The organism is Chitinibacter sp. S2-10, assembly GCF_046530675.1.
Lineage (GTDB): Bacteria > Pseudomonadota > Gammaproteobacteria > Burkholderiales > Chitinibacteraceae > Chitinibacter.
In genome coordinates, this window is sequence record NZ_CP172558.1 from 11648 (window position 1) to 31299 (window position 19652).

Genomic DNA, 19652 nt, shown 5'->3' on the forward strand with positions numbered 1-19652 from the left:
TTGTCGCGCGCAAAGAAAAAAGAATGCCGATACACGACATTCTTTTTCAGAACATGGATGGCTTAGACTTGGAACAGATAGTCCGTCATGCCTGTTTGGCCATTCACATAGCCAAGTAAAGTCAGTTCATTGCTTTCAACCGCTGCGTCGGCATCAACTGCCTTAAACAGATAAATGCCTGTCTGGGTACCGTTATCCACCACAAATATCCTTTCATCACCAACGACATAAGCACTGCTGGCCGAGCCAATTTTGGCTGCCGCGCTAACGGCAGTAATACTGCCGCTGATGTTGCTGGAGAAAACGACCAGTTCAGCTGCTTTGGTAAATCCACCTGGAGCACCACGGATCACGCTGCCTTCGAGAATACCATCCTTGTCACCCAAGCCACCGAGCCCCGAGCTATCGAACACAATCTTGTCGCTGCCAGTAGCGAAATCCTTGACCGTGTCGAAACCGGATTTACTATCGAATACAAAGCGATCCGCGCCAGCGCCCCCATATAGTACATCGTTGCCAGCAGCTCCGATCAGTACGTCATCGCCCGAACCGCCATTGAGCGTATTAGCGGCAGCATTGCCAATCAATGTATTGGCCAAAATATTGCCGGTACCATTAATGGCAGAAGAACCTGCCAAAGTGAGATTTTCAAGATTGCTGCCCAGAGTCCACGTAACCGATGATTGGACGGTATCGATTTCACTTGCCTGTGTACTGGTTTCCTGAATAACGTCGCCAGCCACATCAACAATATAAGTATCGTTTCCGGCACCACCAATCAAAGTGTCGTAACCAACACCGCCATTTAAGATATTGGCTGCACTATTGCCGGTTAGTGTATTGCTCAAGGAGTTGCCGACACCGTTGATTGCTGCAGAACCGGTCAAACTCAGCTTTTCGAGATTGTTACCCAACGTCCATGATACAGATGACTGAACCGTATCTATTTCATAGAGTGAGGTGCTAGCCTCCTGAACAACATCATTAGTTGAATCAATAATATAAGTATCGTTACCCGAACCACCAATCAAAGTATCGTTGCCAGCTCCACCATTCAATACATTGGCGGCGCTATTGCCGGTTAGAGTATTTGCCAGGGAGTTGCCAGTAGCATTAATGGCTGATACGCCAGCCAGAACGAGATTTTCCAAATTGCTGCCAAGCCCCAATGATACTGTTGAACGAACCGTATCAATTTCGCTGGCCTGCGTACTGGTTTCCTGGATGACATCGTCCGAATTATTGACAACATATGTATCGTTACCGGTACCGCCAATCAGGACATCGATTCCGCTGCCGCCAATCAAGGTGTCAAGGCCGCTCCCACCAATTAAGGTGTCATCTCCATTACCACCAGCAAGAAGGTCATTGCCAGCACGGCCATCCAGAGTATCGTTATCCTCCCAGCCAAACAACACATCTGAACTGCCGTTATTCACTTGATCGCCATTGAGCGCATCACCACTGTTTGAGCCAATCTGCAGACCAACGGCCACATCGTTAAATTGCAAACTCTCTATATTCTGCAAAGTGACGGTTTTTCCCGAGCTAATCTGGGTTGCAGTAACCCATCCAGATACATCATTGAAGCCGAATTGCCAATCGTTACGCAAGCCTGCAAGAACCAACCGATCTTGACCATCGCCACCTTCAGCAATAACCTGATTGGCACCTTGGTTTCCGATGTAAAGCACATCATTACCCAACCCACCATCCAATTTACCTAGCGTGCCGTTGCTGCGCAGAGTGTCACTTCCTTCTGTTCCACTAAGGGTATAACCCTCCGAATCAGACAGATAAACCTTTTGTGGAATATACCCTGACTCCCAATTGGCAACCGTGTAAATACCATGCACTTCTTCGATACTTTCCATGGTGTCCATCGTATTGACGCCATCAACAGTAGCAACCGTAACGAGCCCCTGTTCATTGACACCAAACTCGGCATTTGTGATCGAGCCGTTCACATAGGCAGTATCGTGTCCTTCACCACCGTGCAACTCATCATTGCCACGCCCCCCCCATAAATTGTCATTATTATTACTACCAACCAATGTGTCATTGCCGTCAAACCCTTGAACATAATGACCAGTTTCGCCAATAGTAGGTACAGTAACCAAGTCGTCGCCATTGGAACCAATCCCTTTACTCATCGTATCCGGGGTCGAATCAGTCAAGAAAACAACATCATCATCTTGGTAGTTATGCTCGAACCAGTCTGCATCACCCCAAGTACCGTGATCAAAGCGGATCAATTCAATATTGCGCAATACATCAATTGCCCCACTAATTAGATGGAGCACCTGCCAAGAACCGTCTACTTGTTCAGTAATTGAGTAATCACTTGCCGCGCCCTTGTACATTACCCCGTCATAGCCTGCCCCGCCATCGAGCGTGTCATTACCATCGTTGGCTTGTACGATACCAGAACGGTATCCACTGTATTTACCACCGGTAAGCCAATCATCGCCACCACTGGCGGTAATGCTGTCATTCCCGTTGCCTGCACTAAGAAACTCATCGGCATTACCGCCCTCCAGAAAGAAGTTGCCAGTGCCAGTGTAAAGCACAGAATCAACCCCTTGATGTTCAGTCAGATTGAAATGATTAATACTCACCCATGCAACTTTCTCGCCAGCTTCATCAGCAATAACCCGATCGCCGACATTATCAATGTAAATGTCCTTGTAGCCACTGCCGATCAAGTAGGTGTCCGCACCAGCACCACCGTTGGCCCAACCGGCGTTATGATTGTTACGGACATCCAGAATGTCATTACCCTCTGTACCCAAAGCTTGGGCAGATTCCCAACCCACATTTGAATCTGCAACAATGTAGTTTTGCTGGTCATCAGTGGTTGCCAGATTGCCGTCTGCATCGAAAATCAGTTTTTCGATGCCTTCATGAGTATCGATATCCAGACTGTCTTTTCTTGATGTAGTGATTGTAGAGCCATCAAAATCAACATTGAAATCGATAAACGTCCCCTGTTCGACAACGACATCCTTAAGTTCAGTTCCCGTGAAGTGTTCATTGCTGGTGGCATCGGCATAGCGCACATTGGCAGGCAGCAGATCACTTAACGTAAAGCTTTGAGGTGCAATTGGATTGACTTGAACTGTTTCGATCCCTCGCTCTAGAATTGACGAACCTGTGATCTTATTTGTTATAAGAATGCGGCCATCATCCTGACCAACAAATGAGTAATCATTGATTGCGAACTCAGCAAGAATCAACACATCTTGCCCCGCCCCCCCATCAACGGTGTCATTACCATCATAAATATCAAAATAAATCCAGTCATTGCCAGCGCCGGCCTCAAGTACATCATCACCGCCATAACCAGCAATCCAGTCATCTCCACTGGAACCATTGATGGTTTCGTTCGTATAGTCTCCACTGATGGAATTCATGACCACCCCTGCTAGAAAGAAACAAAAAAACATTACAAAAATGTAAGCTAATATTAAGCAAAATCCAGCAATTCTAAATCATCCAGGCAACCCAATGTTATTTTCGTATGCGTTCCGCGCAGTCACCTGCCATTGCGCATTAAGCATTCATCAGAAATCTAAAACAAAAAATTGTAACCCATTGAAATAATTAATTAATTCAACAATCAACCGTAGGGCTATTTAAGGAACTTACTAATCAAATGAGCATACTGGGGTAGACAGACGGACTTCAAGTCATAGCGGTCAATGATGGTTTGTCTCGCAGCCTGACGTATAGGCAGCAAATAATGCCTTGCTTCAATGGCCTCATTCATTTTCTCGGCCAGCGCCCGATAATCAAAAAAGTCGGTCAGCCAGCCATTGACGCCATCTTCAATCACCTCGCGAACCGGCGCTGTATCCGAACCAATCACCATGCACCCAATGGACATTGCCTCCAGCATCGACCACGACAGCACAAAGGGATAAGTCAGATAAACATGCACGGTGCTGAGCTGCAGGATTTTCAGATAATCCGTATAAGGAGTCTTTCCCAGAAAATGCACACGACTCAAGTCCAGATCGCCGCCGAGCTCATTGAGCATGGCTTCGCGCCAGGTTTTTCCGTGTTTGGGCATAGCCCCATAACTGACTCCATCGCCCCCCACGATCAGCACATGTGCTTTGGGTCTTTTGCTCAGAAACGCTGGCAAAGCTCGCATAAAGGTATGGAAACCGCGGTAAGGTTCCATATTGCGATTCACAAACGTAATGATTTCATCATGTTGCGACAAATTGACGCCTTTGACCGTCAAGCTCAAACCGGCGATCTTGTCGGCAGGCCGCAGCATTTCGGTATCAATCCCTTCATGGATGACATGAATGCGGTCACGAATGAAATCGGGATACTGCCGAGCCTGCCAATGCGTAGGGCTGATCGCCCCGTCCATGTGCGGCAAGCTCACCAGCTGAGTGGCATTTTTAAGGCGCAGGCTATGACTTAACTCAGGTGAAGCAGGAAACTCGGGGTCAAAATGACAATCCGCACCGTGTGCGTTATAGAAAAACTCCAGAAAGCCAAGTAATGGCACTTCAGGAAATTCATCCTTCACAAACATGCACTCCCCCCAGCCAAGATGTCCCAAGATCAGATCGGGTTTGAAACCTTGGGTGTTCAGGGCTTTCAGCACCCGGCTGACCGCCAGCCCTCGTTGCATGTGACTGGATAGCGGGCGCAACCAGGGATGGGAGCCTTCTTCCTGTTGCACGCCGGCATACAAACCATACCGCACCCGGGGATCAACGGCTTTAACGTTGCGCCGGTCGCAAATGGCCACCACGCGGTTGTCCGGGTTACCGGCCAATGCAGAAACGATGTTTTTGTATTGCCCTGGAAAATTCTGATGGATGAAAAGAATATTCATTTTTCAAATTGCATAAAAAAGTCTTTGAGTGTCCGCAATTCCCCGATGCAAGCTCATACGCTAGAATCATGGCCAAAATCAATCATACCTTATGCCAATCAGGCGCATATCGCTATTCGGAAACAGATCAATGCTCAGTAAATTGTGGTCAGACTTAAACACCCATCCATTGCGATATGGTATTGGCTCGGTTTTTCTGGCCATCGTCGGCCTTTTCATCTGGGCGGTCTTTGCGCCTCTTGATCAAGGAGTCGTGGTGCAGGGAGTCGTCAAAGTCACCGGCAATCGGCAAACGGTACAAACTCTCGTACCCGGCAAAGTCGTTGAGATTCTGGTCAAGGATGGTCAATCCGTCAAAAAAGGCGAAGCCTTGATCAAGCTGGACGATACAAATGCCCGCGCACAACTTGGTATCGTCGAAACGCAATATCTGACAGCGCTGGCCAATGGGGCCCGCTTGCGTGCAGAGCGTGAACAGAAAACGGCAATCGATTTTCCCAACGATTTGAACAGCTCGAACCCGATTGCACAGACCGCAGTCCAGCTTCAGCGGCAATTGTTCACGACAAGACGCAGCGCGTTACAGGGAGAAATCGACATTCTGCACAAGAATATCGACGGACTATCGGCACAGAAAACCAGCTTGCAGCAGGTCAAGGCCAGCCGGGAAAGCCAGCTGAAAACTTTGCGGGTCGAACTGGAGAATGCAAGAGAGCTGGCCCAAGACGGATTTATTCCAAAAACCAGAATGTTTGAACTGGAGCGGAATGTTTCTGCAGTTGAAGCCGGCATTTCAGAAGATATTGGCCAGATTGCAAAAATCGAGCAGGATCTTGCCGAACGACGTTTACAAATTATCCGGCGCAATCAGGACTATCAGAAAGAAGTCGAAATGCAATCTGCACAGATCGTCCAGGATGTCGCGGTCAGCAGCGAGAAATTGCGGGCGCTACGTTTTGAACTGGACAATGCCGTGATTGTCGCCCCCAGTGAAGGCGTTGTCGTACAGCTTTCGGTTCATACGATAGGTGCCGTGCTGCAAAGCGGTCACCCTATTCTGGATATCGTTCCATCCGATTTACCACTGATTGTCGAGGCCCAAATCCCCGTACACCTGATCGACAAGGTTAAAATTGGTAATCCGGTTCAATTGCGATTTACCGCGTTCAATCACATCACGACACCCGAGCTGAATGGCCAGTTGGTACTGGTTTCGGCTGACAGCGTCATCGACCCCCAATTGAAACAACCTTATTACGCAGCTCAAGTCGAGTTTGCCAAAGGTAGTTTGAGTACACTGAAAAATCACAAAATCATTCCCGGCATGCCAGTTGAAGTCATTATCAAAACCGGCGAACGCAGCCTGATGAACTACCTGCTCAAGCCCTTGTTCAACCGGCTCACCGCTGCAATGAAGGAAGAATAAGAATGCTGAACAAGGTTTGCTTCGCCATTCTTTCTGCATGCGGGCTGGCATCAGCCTATGCTGTTGCCGAGCAGACAGGTCCATATTCTGCATTTAAAGCTGCGCTGAATTACGATTCGAGTTTTCAGGCGGCAAATCATCAATATCAAGCAGAACAACTGGAAACAGGCATTTCCCGCTCGGCCCTGCTCCCCAGAATCAGCCTGCTGGGCAATCTGGATAAAAACACGGAAATACAGGGGTTCACTCGCAATACGACCCGAACAACACAAAGTGATTATGATCGCGCTTATTATCAGGCCGTATTGCAACAACCCATGTTCAATCTGCCCGCGTGGTATGGTTACCAGCAGGGAGTAAAACGCGCCGAAACGGCAAGTTACAACCTCAAATCCAGCAAGGATCAGTTGCTGATGGATCTGATTACGGCTTATGCCCAATCGATCTATGAAGAAAAAAACATCGACCTGTCCAGATCGCTCATCAAAACACTTGAAGCTCAGATTGAAAGTGCCCAGCGTCAGTTTGCAGCCGGTACAGGCACGATCACCGATGTTTATTCCGCCCAGTCGAAAAAAGATCTGGCAGCCATTGAGCTGATCGAAGCCGGCAACAGGCAGGAAACTGCACTCAGGAAACTGAAACAGCTTACCGGTATCGACAATATCGATTTGAAACCCTTGCGTGCCAATGGCAACTGGCAGCTCCCCATCACCGGGTTGCAACAACTTCAGACACAGGCAATGGCCTCCAACCCCGATCTGGCCATCAAACAGAGTGAGCTTGAACAAACCACACTGGAGCTGCATAAAACACGCGCGGCATTTTTACCCAGACTTGATTTTGTTGCGCAAACAGAGAGTTTTGACCGGAAATTCAGCAATTTTGAAGACAGTACGACATCCAGACGATTCGGGCTAGAACTCACAATTGCATTTCTGGATGGCGGCCGTGACATCTATCGCGAACGTCAGCTCGCAGAACTCAGGGAAAAAAGCAGGGCCGAAGTCAACTACACATCGTCTTCACTAGGTAGTGAGTTAGACAATCAGTACCAGCTTTTCAAGACGGCCGAAAAGAAAATTGAGGCGTTGAAACTGGCACAAGAATCAAGCGAACATTATGTATATGCATCGAAAAAAAGCTATGAAGCCGGGGTTAGAACATTAATCGACACGCTGGATGCCGACCGGCAGTTGTATCAGGCCAGACGCGATCTGGCACAAAGCTATTTGCAATACATTCTATCCTGGCTCAAAGTCATGACATTAACGGGCAATATGAATGACGAACAGTTGATCCTGATAGACCAATTGTTCGGCTGACAGGCCTTGGGGAGAAATAATCCGTACAAACTGCTAATGCAGACAACAATCCCAATAAAATCTATGGTCAGCCAGAACTTTGCAAGCACAATTTACTGATGAATAATGACTTTGAAGCCTTGCTCTAATCTATTCGGATTCTGGTGGGCTCAACTTAGCCCGATCCTTGATGTGAGCCGCTCCTGACGATCCTTAAAAAGTCCGCAGTCTCATAGACTGTTTTTATTGCCAGGTTAGTCGTCAGGCCGTAGGGCCGTTTGTCTTCATCAGTTTCTGTCTTGCGCAAAGGCAGGCTTCACTCACCGCCGGCTTATCCGGCGGTTTGTTTTTCATTCAAGGCGCGCGGGTGCGGGTGATACTCGTCCCCTGTGGCGAGGATCGCCCACACCACGCGAGCCAATTTGTTCGCAACGGCACACGCGACAATATTGCCGTGCCGTCGCGTCATCAGTTCACCCGTCCATTTTGCGATCGCACTATCCCAACGCGTCGCGTTGAGCATCACCACATGCGCACACTGCACCAGCAGGCGTCGCAACGACTTGTCGCCTCGTTTGCTGATGCCCAGTAATTTGGCTTTGCCACCCGTCGAATGCTGACGCGGCACCAAGCCCAGCGAGGCCGCAAAATCACGTGCTTTGCCATACCCTTTGGCATTTCCCGCATCGGCGGCCAGTTGACTGGCGGTGATCGAGCCGATGCCGGGTATCGTCATCAAGCGCGTTGCAACATCGTTATGTTGTACTTCATTGGCAATCTGCTGATCCAACTCGTGAATCAATTTCTCCAACAGCAGAACATGTTCGAACTGAGCCAACAAAACCTGCCGCACCATCTGCGGCAATTCATCGGATGGCGTCGCTAGCAAGGTGGGCACTTGCCGGATACCGCGCATCCCCAGTGGCAGCGTGATGCCGAATTCCAGTAGCAGCGAATGAATCTGATTCGTGGTCTGAATTCGTTCCGCCATCCGTGCTTCACGTACTCGATGCAGGGCAGATACGGCTTGTTGCTGCGGTGTTTTAACCGCGACATAACGCATCGAAGGACGGCATGCGGCTTCGCAGATGGCTTGTGCATCGATGAAGTCGTTCTTATTGCCAGTGACAAATGGGCGCACATATTGCGGCGCAATCAACTGCACCAAGTGGCCGAAGTCGGTGAGCTTGCGCGCCAGCCAGTGGGCACCACAGCAGGCCTCCATGACCACGCGACAAGGAGGATGCATCGCTAGAAATTCAATCAAACCCTTGCGAGTAAATGGGCGTTTGTAGAGGATGCATCCTGCGCGACAGCGTGAAATGCATGTTTGCCAATATCCAAGCCAATCAATGTTGCAGTCGCCATGATGATCTCCTTGCCAGAAAAGAAAACAGCCCCTACAGCTTACGCCTGCAGGGGCTGGTTCTGGCTGACCATCACATTAAGCCACCCGAAGGTGGCTTTTTTATTGGGATCAATTCACAAGATGAATTAGATCATGCCTTTTGATTTCAGCAATTCAAACATCGTTTTGCCGATTTCAGCCGGGCTGCGTGTGTAGGCGATACCAGCTTGCTCGAACGCTTTGAATTTCTCTTCGGCTGTTCCCTTGCCGCCAGAGATGATCGCGCCTGCGTGGCCCATACGTTTGCCTTTAGGGGCAGTTACACCTGCGATGTAACCAACAACAGGCTTAGTTACGTATGATTTAGCGAATTCAGCCGCTTCTTCTTCGGCAGAACCACCGATCTCACCGATCATCACGATCGCGTCAGTATCAGGATCATCCTGGAACAGTTTCAATGCATCGATGTGGCTCAGACCCGGGATTGGGTCGCCACCGATACCGATACACGTTGATTGGCCCAGACCCAGTGCCGTTGTTTGCGCAACCGCTTCGTAAGTCAAAGTACCTGAACGTGAAACGATACCGATACGGCCTGGGTTGTGGATGTGCCACGGCATGATACCGATTTTGCACTCGCCCGGAGTGATAATACCTGGGCAGTTAGGGCCGATCAGGCGGATGCCCGCTTCATCAACCGCTTTTTTCACGTACAGCATGTCAATCGTTGGCACACCTTCAGTGATACAGACGATCAGTTTCACGCCTGAATCAACCGCTTCCAGGATTGAATCTTTAGCGAAAGCAGCAGGTACGTAGATCACAGAAGTGTCAGCTTGAGTCTGAGCCACTGCATCACGCATGGTGTTGAATACTGGCAGGCCAAGGTGCTCAGAGCCGCCTTTACCTGGCGTCACACCGCCAACTACTTTAGTACCTACTTTCAACGCTTGTTCAGCGTGGAAAGTACCGTTTTTGCCAGTGAAACCTTGCACCAGCACTTTTGTATCTTTATTAACCAAAACGCTCATGGTCTTTTTCCTTTGTAGTAAGTCAAAAGTTCTCTAGCGGCGTTACCTCATCTTGTCGTACTCGATGTACTGTCTGCGATTCGGTGCCTAGCTAGATCACTTTTGTTACGTCACATATTCGTGCGGTGATTACAGGGCTTTAACAGCAGCAACGATTTTCTCGGCGGCGTCGTTCAGGCCTTGGGCTGAAGTCAGTTTCAGACCTGATTCGTCGAGGATCTTCGCGCCCAATTCGGCGTTATTACCTTCCAGACGAACCACAACCGGTACAGTCACGTTTACTTCTTTCACCGCAGCGATAATCGCTTCAGCGATCATGTCGCAACGAACGATACCACCGAAGATGTTGATCAAAACGCCTTGTACTGAAGAATCAGCCAAGATCAGTTTGAATGCTTCGATTACGCGCTCTTTAGTTGCGCCGCCACCAACGTCCAAGAAGTTAGCTGGTTGGCCACCTTTCAGTTTGATGATGTCCATCGTGGCCATCGCCAGACCGGCACCGTTCACCATACAACCGATATTGCCTTCGAGTGCCACGTAGTTCAGTTCGAACTCAGACGCTTTCACTTCACGTTCGTTCTCTTGTGACTTGTCGCGTTGTGCCAGCAGAGCTGGGTGACGGTACAGAGCGTTTGAATCGAGGTTGATTTTGCCATCAACACAAGCCAATTCGCCGTTTTCACGCAAAGCCAGTGGGTTTACTTCGAACAATGCAAAGTCGTTTTCAACGAATGCTTTGTAAGAACCCAGGATCAGGTTCGTGAACGCAGTCACTTGCTTGCCTTCCAGACCCAGCGCGAACGCAGCTTGACGGCCTTGGAATGGCTGCATGCCTACCAATGGATCAACTTCGATTTTGATGATTTTTTCTGGCGTTTCTTCAGCGACTTTCTCGATCTCAACACCACCTTCAGTTGAAACCATGAATACGATGCGTTGTGAGCTGCGGTCTACCACGGCGCCAAGGTACAACTCGCGCTGTACTGGGTACATGTCTTCACATACCAATACGCTGTGAACTGGCTGGCCATCTGCATCAGTTTGATAAGTTACCAAGTTGGTACCGATCAAACGAGTCGCTTCAGCGGCAGCTTCTTCGCGGCTTTTCACCACTTTAACGCCACCTGCTTTACCACGGCCACCTGCGTGAACTTGGGCTTTAACAACAGCAAACTTGCCGCCCAAAGTGTCATAAGCAGCAGCAGCTTCTTCACCAGATGCAGCCAAAATGCCGCGTTGTACTGGCAGACCATATTTAGCCAGCAATTCCTTGGCTTGATACTCGTGCAGATTCATCTCTATTTATCCTTTGTGAGGAGAGTGTTGTCGGACAGGCTATTCCCCGCCGTTTGTACCGCATGATGAATGAGAGCACCTGCCCTCACCCACCCTACAAATTCAATTACCAACCTAATTAGAAAACAATTTCGGCTTAACTCGTAGGAGCGACTTTAGTCGCGAACACTCACACGATTTACTGTGCTTTCGCGGCTAAAGCCACTCCTGCAAGTTTTTTTGATGACAAGCCAAGATCACTTAATCAGGATATTTAAACGCTTAAGAGTGCAGACCGCGTTTGTCGCAACCTAGCGCCGCCTCATGCATCGCTTCAGCCAATGATGGATGAGCGTGAACGATACGGGCAATGTCTTCAGCAGATGCATTAAATTCCATCGCTACCACGGCTTCAGTAATCAATTCTGAAGCGAATGGGCCGATGATGTGCACGCCCAAGATACGGTCGGTTTTCGCGCAAGCGAGCATTTTAACGAAACCGGCAGTTTCGCCCAAGCCAAGCGCGCGGCCATTCGGGCCAAACGGGAATTGGCCTTTCTTGTACTCAACGCCTTCGGCTTTCAATGCCTGCTCGGTTTTACCTACCCAAGCCATTTCCGGACTGGTGTAAATCACCCAAGGCACATTGTTAAAGTCGATGTGCGGATGCTGACCCGCAATGCGCTCAGCCACGGCCACGCCTTCTTCCGACGCTTTGTGCGCCAGCATTGGGCCACGAACCACGTCACCCACTGCCCACAGATTGGGCAATGAAGTGCGGCAATCGCCATCAACAATCACGAAACCGCGCTCATCCAGTGGCAAGCCCACTGATTCAGCTGCCAAGTTCCAAGTGTTCGGTACACGACCGATCGACACGATCAATTTGTCGTAGGTTTCAGTAAACGCTTTACCTTCCGCATCGGTGTATTCAACGGTAACGTCGTTGTCACCCTTGGTGATATTGCCGATTTTCAGGCTAGTCTTGATCACCAGACCCAGGTCTTTAGTGAAAATCTTGTGCGCTTCTTTGGCAACCGCTTCGTCGGCTGCCAGCAGGAAGCCCGGCGCGCCTTCGAGGATCGTTACTTCGGCGCCTAAACGCTTCCACACCGAGCCCATTTCCAGACCGATTACGCCCGCGCCAATTACGCCCAAGCGTTTTGGTACGGCAGGAATCGACAATGCGCCTTCGTTATCGAGTACGAGTACGTTATCAACTGGCGCTTGAGGCAATTGACGTGGCGTAGAGCCGGTCGCCAAGATGACGTGAGTCGTTTCTACGACTTCTACTTTGTCACCATCAGCCACTTCGATTTGCCATTTATCACCGTTACGACCCAGGATTTTGCCGTGGCCGTGCAGGCTGGCGACTTTGTTCTTTTTGAACAAATAGCCGATACCTTGCGTCAATTTGCTAACGATGCCATTTTTGCGTTCCAGCATCGTGCCAACGTCAAATTTCATGCCTTCAACGGTAATACCGTGCGAAGCAAATTTATGCTCAACACGTTCTACGTTTTCAGATGACTCGAGCAAGGCTTTTGATGGGATACAACCCACGTTCAGGCAAGTACCACCGAGTGAGGCTTTGCCTTCCTTGTTTTTGAATTCGTCGATACACGCAGTATTGAAACCCAACTGCGCCGCACGAATCGCAGCCACGTAGCCGCCAGGGCCCGCGCCGATTACGATTACGTCAAATGATTGTGACATTCAGTCCTACCTTAACCCAACGCTGGGTATATGCATACAAGTCAATGGGTATGTAGCCTACAGCCACATACCCCACTTAAATTAAATATCCAACAACAGGCGGGCTGGATCTTCGATCGCGTCTTTGATCGCTACCAAAGACAGAACCGCTTCGCGGCCATCGATGATACGGTGATCGTAAGACTGAGCCAGATACATGATTGGGCGAGCTACAACTTGGCCATTCTCAACCACGGCACGCTCTTTGGTCGCGTGCATGCCCAAGATTGCGGCTTGTGGTGGGTTGATGATTGGCGTTGACATCATTGAGCCGAAAGTGCCGCCGTTAGAAATCGTGTAAGTACCACCAGTCAATTCTTCAACGCCCAGCTTGCCTTCCTGAGCGCGTTTACCGAAGTCAGCGATGGTTTTCTCGATTTCAGCCAGAGACAATTGATCCGCATTACGGATGATAGGCACGACCAAGCCACGTGGGCTACCTACTGCCACGCCGATGTCGAAGTAACCGTGGTAAACGATGTCGTTACCGTCAACCGAAGCATTTACGATTGGGTATTTTTTCAGCGCAGCAACGGCAGCTTTGACGAAGAAGCCCATGAAACCCAGTTTTACACCGTGGTCTTTTTCGAATTTGTCTTTGTACTTGTTGCGCAAGTCCATCAACGGCTTCATGTTGACTTCGTTGAAAGTCGTCAGGATCGCGTTTTGCTGTTGTGATTGCAGCAGACGCTCAGCCACACGCGCACGCAGACGGCTCATTGGCACACGCTGTTCTGGACGATCACCCGTTGGAGTGGGAGCAACTGGTGCAGCAGGTTTAGCCAGGTGGTTTTGTACGTCTTCTTTCAGTACACGACCGCCGCGACCAGTACCGGCTACGTCGTTGACATTCACACCAGCATCAGCAGCAATTTTCTTCGCAGCAGGCATCGCGTTCGCGCCACCCGCTGGTGCCGCTTGAACGGCAGCCGACGCAGGTGCGGCAGCGGCTGGCGCAGCAGCTTGTGCTGGCGCTGCGCTAGCTACAGCAGCAGTATCAATTTTTGCGATGACATCAAGGCTACCTACGGTCGCGCCGTCGGCTTGAACGATTTCAACCAGAACACCGGCTTGTGGCGCTGGGATTTCCAGCACGACTTTGTCGGTTTCCAGATCGATCAGGTTTTCGTCGCGAGCTACGGCTTCGCCGACTTTTTTGCGCCATGAAATCAAAGTGGCTTCGGATACAGACTCTGGCAATTGAGGTACTAAAACTTCGATGATCATTCGATACACTCCAGTCAATTTTAATTTCTGAGCAGTTTGAACATGGGCTGCGCCATATTCAAACCACATTTTTTATTGAGCTTACAAGCCAAAAACGCGGCACATCCAAAGGAAGGCCGCGCCGTCATTACAAGGTCATTGCTTCTTCTACAAAGGCTTTGAGCTGTGCATTGTGTTTGCTCATATAGCCAACGGCTGGCGAAGCTGACGATGGGCGACCCGCGAAGGTCAATGTCTGCTTCGATTCGAGCACCGCTTCGAGGCGGTGACGGATCTGATGCCATGCGCCCTGATTACGTGGCTCTTCTTGTACCCACATGATTTCTTTGGCGTTTGGATATTTTTGCAATTCGGCTTGCAACTCTTCGGCCGGGAACGGATACAGCTGTTCGATACGTACGATGGCGATTTCTTTCAAATCGCGCTCGGTGCGGCCAGCGAGCAAGTCGTAATACACCTGACCCGAGCAGCAGATCACGCGTTTCACTTTCTTCGCATCCAGCTCTTGCGCCTCGCCGATCACCGGACGGAATTCGCCGTTGGTGAAGTGCTCGATTGGGCTGCACGCGTTTTTAGCTTTCAGCAGCTTTTTGCTCATGATGATGATCAGCGGCTTGCGATATGGACGCAGCATCTGGCGGCGCAGTGCATGGAACATTTGTGCTGATTCAGACAGCATCAGCACTTGCACATTGTGCTCGGCGCACAATTGCAGGTAACGCTCAACACGTGCAGACGAGTGCTCAGGGCCCTGACCATCGTAGCCATGCGGCAAGATCATCGTCAGACCACACAAACGACCCCATTTGGTTTCACCAGAAGTAATAAACTGGTCGATCACCACCTGAGCACCGTTGGCGAAGTCACCGAACTGCGCTTCCCAGATCGTCAATTCGTCAGGCGCAGAGCAGGCGTAGCCGTATTCAAAGGCCAGTACCGCTTCTTCGTTCAGAATCGAGTCAATCACAAGGAAATGGCCTTGATTGTCCGACAGATTTTGCAACGGGATATGTACGCCGTGATCCCACTTTTCACGATTCTGATCGTGCAATACGGCATGACGATGGTTGAACGTACCGCGACCCGAGTCTTCACCCGAAATCCGTACGCCCATGCCTTCGGTCAGCAGCGTTGAGTAAGCCAGATGCTCGGCCATGCCCCAGTCAACCGGCAATTCACCCGCAACCATCAGACTGCGCTCTTTGATGATTTTCTCGACGTTGCCGCGCAGTTTGAAATTGCCAGGAACGGCAGTGAATTTTTCGGTCAGGCGCACTAAATCAGCTTGCGGCACCGATGTGGTCACCGGATGACGCCAGTGCGTACCCAGATATTTGGTCCAATCCACCGCGTACGAGCGTTTGTAGTCAGTCAGCGTCGTTTGTTCAACGTGTTCACCACGATCAAGCGCATCACGGTAGGCCTGGATCATGCCATCGGCTTCGGCTTGTGTGACTACGCCCTGCGCGATCAGTTGATCAGCATAAACTTTGCGTGGGCCAGGGTGAGCTGCAACCTTTTTGTACATCATCGGCTGCGTTACAAACGGATCATCCGCTTCGTTGTGGCCGTGTTTGCGGTAGCAAACCAGATCGATGACGACATCTTTGTGGAATTTCTGGCGATATTGCAGCGCAGCTTCTGTCACCAGACAAACTGCTTCAGGATCATCACCATTCACGTGGAAAATCGGTGCTTCGACCATTTTCGCGATGTCAGTGCTGTACAGACTTGAACGGTTATCGCGGATATCCGAAGTCGTGAAACCAACCTGGTTATTGATCACCAGATGCACCGTACCGCCAGTACCGTATCCGCGCGTTTGCGACAGGTTGAACGTACCCTGATTGGTACCCAGACCGATGAAGGCCGAGTCGCCGTGAATCAGTAATGGCAGCACCTGATCACCGGTCAGATCTTTACGACGATGCTGGCGTGCGCGAACCGAGCCTTCAACTACCGGATTGACGATCTCAAGATGCGACGGGTTGAACGCCAGCGTCAGGTGCAATGGGCCACCTGGCGTCGGGATGTCGGAGCTGAAACCCATATGGTATTTCACGTCACCGGAAGCCAGTTGCGTGTTGTAACGACCTTCAAATTCGCCGAACAGATCGCGTGGCTGTTTACCCAGAATGTTCACCAGCATGTTCAGACGGCCGCGGTGGGCCATACCGATCACGACTTCCTGAACGCCAGCCGCACCGGCTGCCTGGTTCAGATAATCGACTGCCGGAATCATGCTGTCGCCGCCTTCGAGCGAGAAGCGTTTCTGGCCAACGTATTTCTTGTGCAGGTATTGCTCGAGCGTTTCAGCAGCAGTGACTTGCTTCAGAATGCGTTTTTTCTGCTCAACGTTAAAGCTCGGTTGCGAACGACGGCTTTCGAAGAACTCCTGCACCCACTTGCGCTCGTCACCGTTGGTGATGTGCATATATTCCAGACCGATATTGCCGCAATACGTCTGCTGCAAAAAGCCCAGCACTTCGGTTGGCGTTGCGCGCTCAAGACCGACAATATTGGTACCGAGTTTGATCGCCATATCGCTGTCGGCCAAGCCGTGCGTTTTCGGATCGAGTTCAGGTACCGCCACTTTGTCCATGCGCTGCAGCGGATCGAGCTTGGCGCCACGGCTACCCATAATGCGGTAAGCCGAGATCATGCGCAGCAGGTTAACCTGACGTTCGGTCGAAGCTTCATCAACCACGCCGACAGCGCGAACCGACTGCTTGGCCAATTGGCGGAATGATTCTTCAATCGGCGCGCGCACTACATCACGGGCTACCGAACCCGGCGTTTGCTGCAGCTGATCAAAATAAGTACGCCATTGCGCATCGACTGAAGACGCATCAATCAGATATTGTTCGTAGAGGTCTTCTACAAACGGAGCATTCCCGCCGAACAGCTGGGAATTCGTTTCAAGTTCTTTCATCATTGCCGTGTATCCATTTTTTTCCGCCCTGCTTGCAAGCTAATGCCTATTGGCAAAAAGACAGCAAGGCCGGTCAATGCAGCTACGCCCCAATGTTCATCACACTAGGGCGCAGGAACCGCGGTTAATGCATCAACCGCGCTTGTTCATAGGTACGTAATCGCGTTTTTGCGCGCCAGTGTATTGCTGACGCGGACGACCGATCTTCATGCCTGGATCAGAAATCATTTCGTTCCAGTGGCTGATCCAGCCTACGGTACGAGCCAGCGCGAAGATCACCGTGAACATCGGTACTGGAATGCCCAAGGCCGATTGAACGATACCCGAGTAGAAGTCAACGTTCGGATACAGTTTGCGCTCGATGAAGTACGGATCTTCCAGCGCGATTTTTTCCAGTTCCATCGCCAGTTTGAATTTCGGATCGTCTTGCAGACCGAGTTCATTCAAGACTTCGTGACAGATGCGACGCATTACATTGGCGCGTGGGTCCATGTTTTTGTAAACACGGTGACCAAAGCCCATCAGTTTATGAGTTTTCGCTTTCACGCCTTCCATGAAGGCTGGAACCGCTTCAACCGAACCGATTTCGTCGAGCATCAGCAATACGGCTTCGTTCGCGCCGCCGTGCGATGGGCCCCACAGACAAGCGATACCAGCTGCGATACAAGCGAATGGATTCGCGCCCGACGAACCAGCCAAACGGACTGTTGACGTTGACGCGTTTTGTTCGTGATCAGCGTGCAAGGTGAAAATCACGTCCAGCGCGCGCACCAGAACCGGGTTTGGTTTGTATTCTTCGCAAGGCGTAGAGAACATCATGTGCATGAAGTTCGCGGTGTAGCTCAAGTCGTTACGTGGGTAAACGAATGGCAGGCCTTGGTTGTAGCGGTAGCACATCGCAGCAATCGTCGGGATCTTAGAGATCAGACGGAACATCGCTACTTTGCGGTGTTCTGGATCATTGATATCGAGACTATCCTGGTAGAACGCAGACAACGCACCCACGACACCCACCATCATCGCCATCGGGTGTGAATCACGACGGAAGCCTTTGAAGAAGGCAGTCAGTTGCTCGTGAATCATCGTGTGTTTGGAAACTGTTTTCTCAAACTCGGCCTTTTGCGCCGCAGTTGGCAATTCGCCATTGATCAACAGGTAGCACACTTCGAGGTAGTCAGACTCTTCAGCCAACTGCTCGATCGGATAACCACGATAGTAAAGCTGACCCAAATCACCGTCGATGAAAGTGATTTTTGATTCGCAGCTTGAAGTCGCCAAAAAGCCGGGGTCAAAAGTGAACATGCCGGTTTTTGAAAAACTGCGGATATCGACGACATCTGGACCCAATGTGGATTCCAAAACAGGCATTTCCAGCGTGTTCTGGCCATCGTTATAAGTCAGCGTGACTTTCTTTTCCATCGTGTTGCTCCTGTTAAATCGTTCCGGCTGAGCCGGTTGCGTTATTGTTTGCTGCAGCTATGCGCGCGATCATCACGGCAAGTTCAGGGTCGGGGCAGACCGACTTGCCGTTGACGTATTCCAGAAAATCCCAGTCTGGCAGCATCAAAATTTGCTCGTACACTGCCAGCTCTGCGGCGTTCAATGTGGGTAGAACCTCATTAACAAAACGCTCTAGCTGCAAATCCAACTCCAGCAAGCCACGGCGCGAGCGCCAGATGATGCGTTTGAGTTCTACTTCGTTCATCTTCCACCTCTATCTGGGTATATGCTTGCAGACCAACACCGAAATGGGCTACAGGCACATACCCAACACACATCAACTAATGCGTTTAACCATCAGGTCCTTGATCTTGCCAATCGCCTTGGTCGGGTTCAGCTCTTTCGGGCAAACGTCAACGCAGTTCATGATGCTGTGGCAACGGAACAGACGGTAAGGGTCTTCCAGATCGTCCAGACGCTGGCTAGTCGCTTCGTCACGCGTATCGGCAATAAAGCGATACGCTGCCAACAGGCCAGCCGGGCCGACGAATTTGTCCGGGTTCCACCAGAACGATGGGCAAGACGTCGAGCAGCAAGCGCACAAGATACATTCGTACAGGCCGTCGAGTTCTTTACGATCTTCCTGGCTTTGCAGGCGTTCGCGATCCGGCGCCGGGCTGTCGTTGATCACGTATGGTTTGATCGAGTGATATTGCTTGAAGAACTGCGTCATATCGACGATCAGGTCGCGGATCACTGGCAAGCCTGGCAATGGGCGAACTTCGATCGGCTGCTTGAGCGTATCGATGTCGGTAATGCAGGCCAGACCATTTTTACCATTGATGTTCATCGCGTCCGAACCGCATACGCCTTCGCGGCATGAACGGCGGAATGACAATGACTCATCAACGACTTTGAGTTTCACCAGCGCGTCGAGCAATTTGCGTTCGGTCGTCGTATCGACGTCAACGCTGATGTCCTGCATATACGGTTTAGCGTCTTTATTTGGGTCGTAGCGGTAAACGCGGAATTTGACGGTTTGCGTAGTCATCT

Annotated in this window: 13 protein-coding genes and 1 pseudogene; 3 read left to right on the top strand and 11 right to left on the bottom strand. The window is 50.5% G+C overall.

Annotated elements, in window-relative coordinates; translation table 11 throughout:
- Positions 1 to 62: 62 nt before the first annotated feature.
- A complete protein-coding gene (locus ACG2XO_RS00055) occupies positions 63 to 3413 on the bottom strand; it encodes a hypothetical protein (RefSeq protein WP_410498808.1) in 3351 nt (1116 codons plus the stop codon).
- A 218-nt stretch (positions 3414 to 3631) separates the two neighbouring features.
- Positions 3632 to 4858 carry a glycosyltransferase family 4 protein gene (locus ACG2XO_RS00060; protein ID WP_410498809.1) on the bottom strand — a complete coding sequence of 409 codons (1227 nt, stop codon included), beginning with the start codon at positions 4856 to 4858 and terminating at the stop codon, positions 3632 to 3634.
- 130 nt (positions 4859 to 4988) lie between these two features.
- On the opposite strand from ACG2XO_RS00060, the gene ACG2XO_RS00065 reads away from it, so the two are divergent.
- Both ACG2XO_RS00065 and ACG2XO_RS00070 read left to right on the top strand, forming a co-directional pair.
- Positions 4989 to 6284 (top strand): HlyD family type I secretion periplasmic adaptor subunit, encoded by a 1296-nt coding sequence (locus ACG2XO_RS00065; protein ID WP_410498810.1) that lies wholly within the window; start codon positions 4989 to 4991, stop codon positions 6282 to 6284.
- Positions 6285 to 6286: 2 nt separating this feature from the next.
- Positions 6287 to 7609 (top strand): TolC family outer membrane protein, encoded by a 1323-nt coding sequence (locus tag ACG2XO_RS00070; RefSeq protein ID WP_410498811.1) that lies wholly within the window; start codon positions 6287 to 6289, stop codon positions 7607 to 7609.
- A gap of 310 nt (positions 7610 to 7919) precedes the next feature.
- On the opposite strand, the pseudogene ACG2XO_RS00075 reads toward ACG2XO_RS00070, so the two are convergent.
- Positions 7920 to 8956 (bottom strand): annotated as a pseudogene (locus tag ACG2XO_RS00075) (IS110 family transposase).
- On the opposite strand from ACG2XO_RS00075, the gene ACG2XO_RS00080 reads away from it, so the two are divergent.
- A complete protein-coding gene (locus ACG2XO_RS00080; RefSeq protein WP_410500278.1) occupies positions 8915 to 9100 on the top strand; it encodes a hypothetical protein in 186 nt (61 codons plus the stop codon). The pseudogene ACG2XO_RS00075 and the gene ACG2XO_RS00080 overlap by 42 nt on opposite strands.
- On the opposite strand, the gene sucD is transcribed toward ACG2XO_RS00080, so the two are convergent.
- The 8 genes from sucD to ACG2XO_RS00120 form a co-directional block, all read right to left on the bottom strand.
- Positions 9083 to 9967: a succinate--CoA ligase subunit alpha gene (sucD, locus tag ACG2XO_RS00085; RefSeq protein ID WP_410498812.1), complete on the bottom strand. Its 885-nt coding sequence runs from the start codon at positions 9965 to 9967 to the stop codon at positions 9083 to 9085. The two genes, ACG2XO_RS00080 and sucD, sit on opposite strands and share 18 nt — an antisense overlap.
- 129 nt (positions 9968 to 10096) lie before the next feature.
- Positions 10097 to 11266 carry an ADP-forming succinate--CoA ligase subunit beta gene (gene sucC, locus ACG2XO_RS00090; RefSeq protein ID WP_410498813.1) on the bottom strand — a complete coding sequence of 390 codons (1170 nt, stop codon included), beginning with the start codon at positions 11264 to 11266 and terminating at the stop codon, positions 10097 to 10099.
- Positions 11267 to 11527: 261 nt separating this feature from the next.
- Complete coding sequence (gene lpdA, locus ACG2XO_RS00095) at positions 11528 to 12961, bottom strand: dihydrolipoyl dehydrogenase (protein ID WP_410498814.1); 1434 nt, start codon at positions 12959 to 12961, stop codon at positions 11528 to 11530.
- Positions 12962 to 13042: 81 nt separating this feature from the next.
- On the bottom strand, positions 13043 to 14227 hold the full coding sequence (odhB, locus tag ACG2XO_RS00100) for a 2-oxoglutarate dehydrogenase complex dihydrolipoyllysine-residue succinyltransferase (protein WP_410498815.1): 1185 nt from the start codon (positions 14225 to 14227) through the stop codon (positions 13043 to 13045).
- A gap of 127 nt (positions 14228 to 14354) precedes the next feature.
- A complete protein-coding gene (locus tag ACG2XO_RS00105; RefSeq protein ID WP_410498816.1) occupies positions 14355 to 17162 on the bottom strand; it encodes a 2-oxoglutarate dehydrogenase E1 component in 2808 nt (935 codons plus the stop codon).
- 129 nt (positions 17163 to 17291) lie between these two features.
- The gene (gene gltA / locus ACG2XO_RS00110; protein ID WP_410498817.1) at positions 17292 to 18578 is read right to left on the bottom strand and encodes a citrate synthase; all 1287 of its coding nucleotides are present in this window, start codon (positions 18576 to 18578) and stop codon (positions 17292 to 17294) included.
- A gap of 13 nt (positions 18579 to 18591) precedes the next feature.
- Entirely contained in the window at positions 18592 to 18864 is a 273-nt protein-coding gene (locus ACG2XO_RS00115) for a succinate dehydrogenase assembly factor 2 (RefSeq protein WP_410498818.1), read from the bottom strand.
- Between the two features lie 72 nt (positions 18865 to 18936).
- Positions 18937 to 19650 (bottom strand): succinate dehydrogenase iron-sulfur subunit, encoded by a 714-nt coding sequence (locus ACG2XO_RS00120; protein ID WP_410498819.1) that lies wholly within the window; start codon positions 19648 to 19650, stop codon positions 18937 to 18939.
- Positions 19651 to 19652: the final 2 nt, after the last annotated feature.

Excerpts from the sequence above, each read along its gene's own strand:
- ACG2XO_RS00055 (WP_410498808.1), bottom strand. The coding sequence starts at position 3,413 with ATGAATTCCATCAGTGGAGACTATACGAACGAAACCATCAATGGTTCC.
- ACG2XO_RS00060 (WP_410498809.1), bottom strand. The coding sequence starts at position 4,858 with ATGAATATTCTTTTCATCCATCAGAATTTTCCAGGGCAATACAAAAAC.
- ACG2XO_RS00065 (WP_410498810.1), top strand. The coding sequence starts at position 4,989 with ATGCTCAGTAAATTGTGGTCAGACTTAAACACCCATCCATTGCGATAT.
- ACG2XO_RS00070 (WP_410498811.1), top strand. The coding sequence starts at position 6,287 with ATGCTGAACAAGGTTTGCTTCGCCATTCTTTCTGCATGCGGGCTGGCA.
- ACG2XO_RS00080 (WP_410500278.1), top strand. The coding sequence starts at position 8,915 with ATGTTTGCCAATATCCAAGCCAATCAATGTTGCAGTCGCCATGATGAT.
- sucD (WP_410498812.1), bottom strand. The coding sequence starts at position 9,967 with ATGAGCGTTTTGGTTAATAAAGATACAAAAGTGCTGGTGCAAGGTTTC.
- sucC (WP_410498813.1), bottom strand. The coding sequence starts at position 11,266 with ATGAATCTGCACGAGTATCAAGCCAAGGAATTGCTGGCTAAATATGGT.
- lpdA (WP_410498814.1), bottom strand. The coding sequence starts at position 12,961 with ATGTCACAATCATTTGACGTAATCGTAATCGGCGCGGGCCCTGGCGGC.
- odhB (WP_410498815.1), bottom strand. The coding sequence starts at position 14,227 with ATGATCATCGAAGTTTTAGTACCTCAATTGCCAGAGTCTGTATCCGAA.
- ACG2XO_RS00105 (WP_410498816.1), bottom strand. The coding sequence starts at position 17,162 with ATGATGAAAGAACTTGAAACGAATTCCCAGCTGTTCGGCGGGAATGCT.
- gltA (WP_410498817.1), bottom strand. The coding sequence starts at position 18,578 with ATGGAAAAGAAAGTCACGCTGACTTATAACGATGGCCAGAACACGCTG.
- ACG2XO_RS00115 (WP_410498818.1), bottom strand. The coding sequence starts at position 18,864 with ATGAACGAAGTAGAACTCAAACGCATCATCTGGCGCTCGCGCCGTGGC.
- ACG2XO_RS00120 (WP_410498819.1), bottom strand. The coding sequence starts at position 19,650 with ATGACTACGCAAACCGTCAAATTCCGCGTTTACCGCTACGACCCAAAT.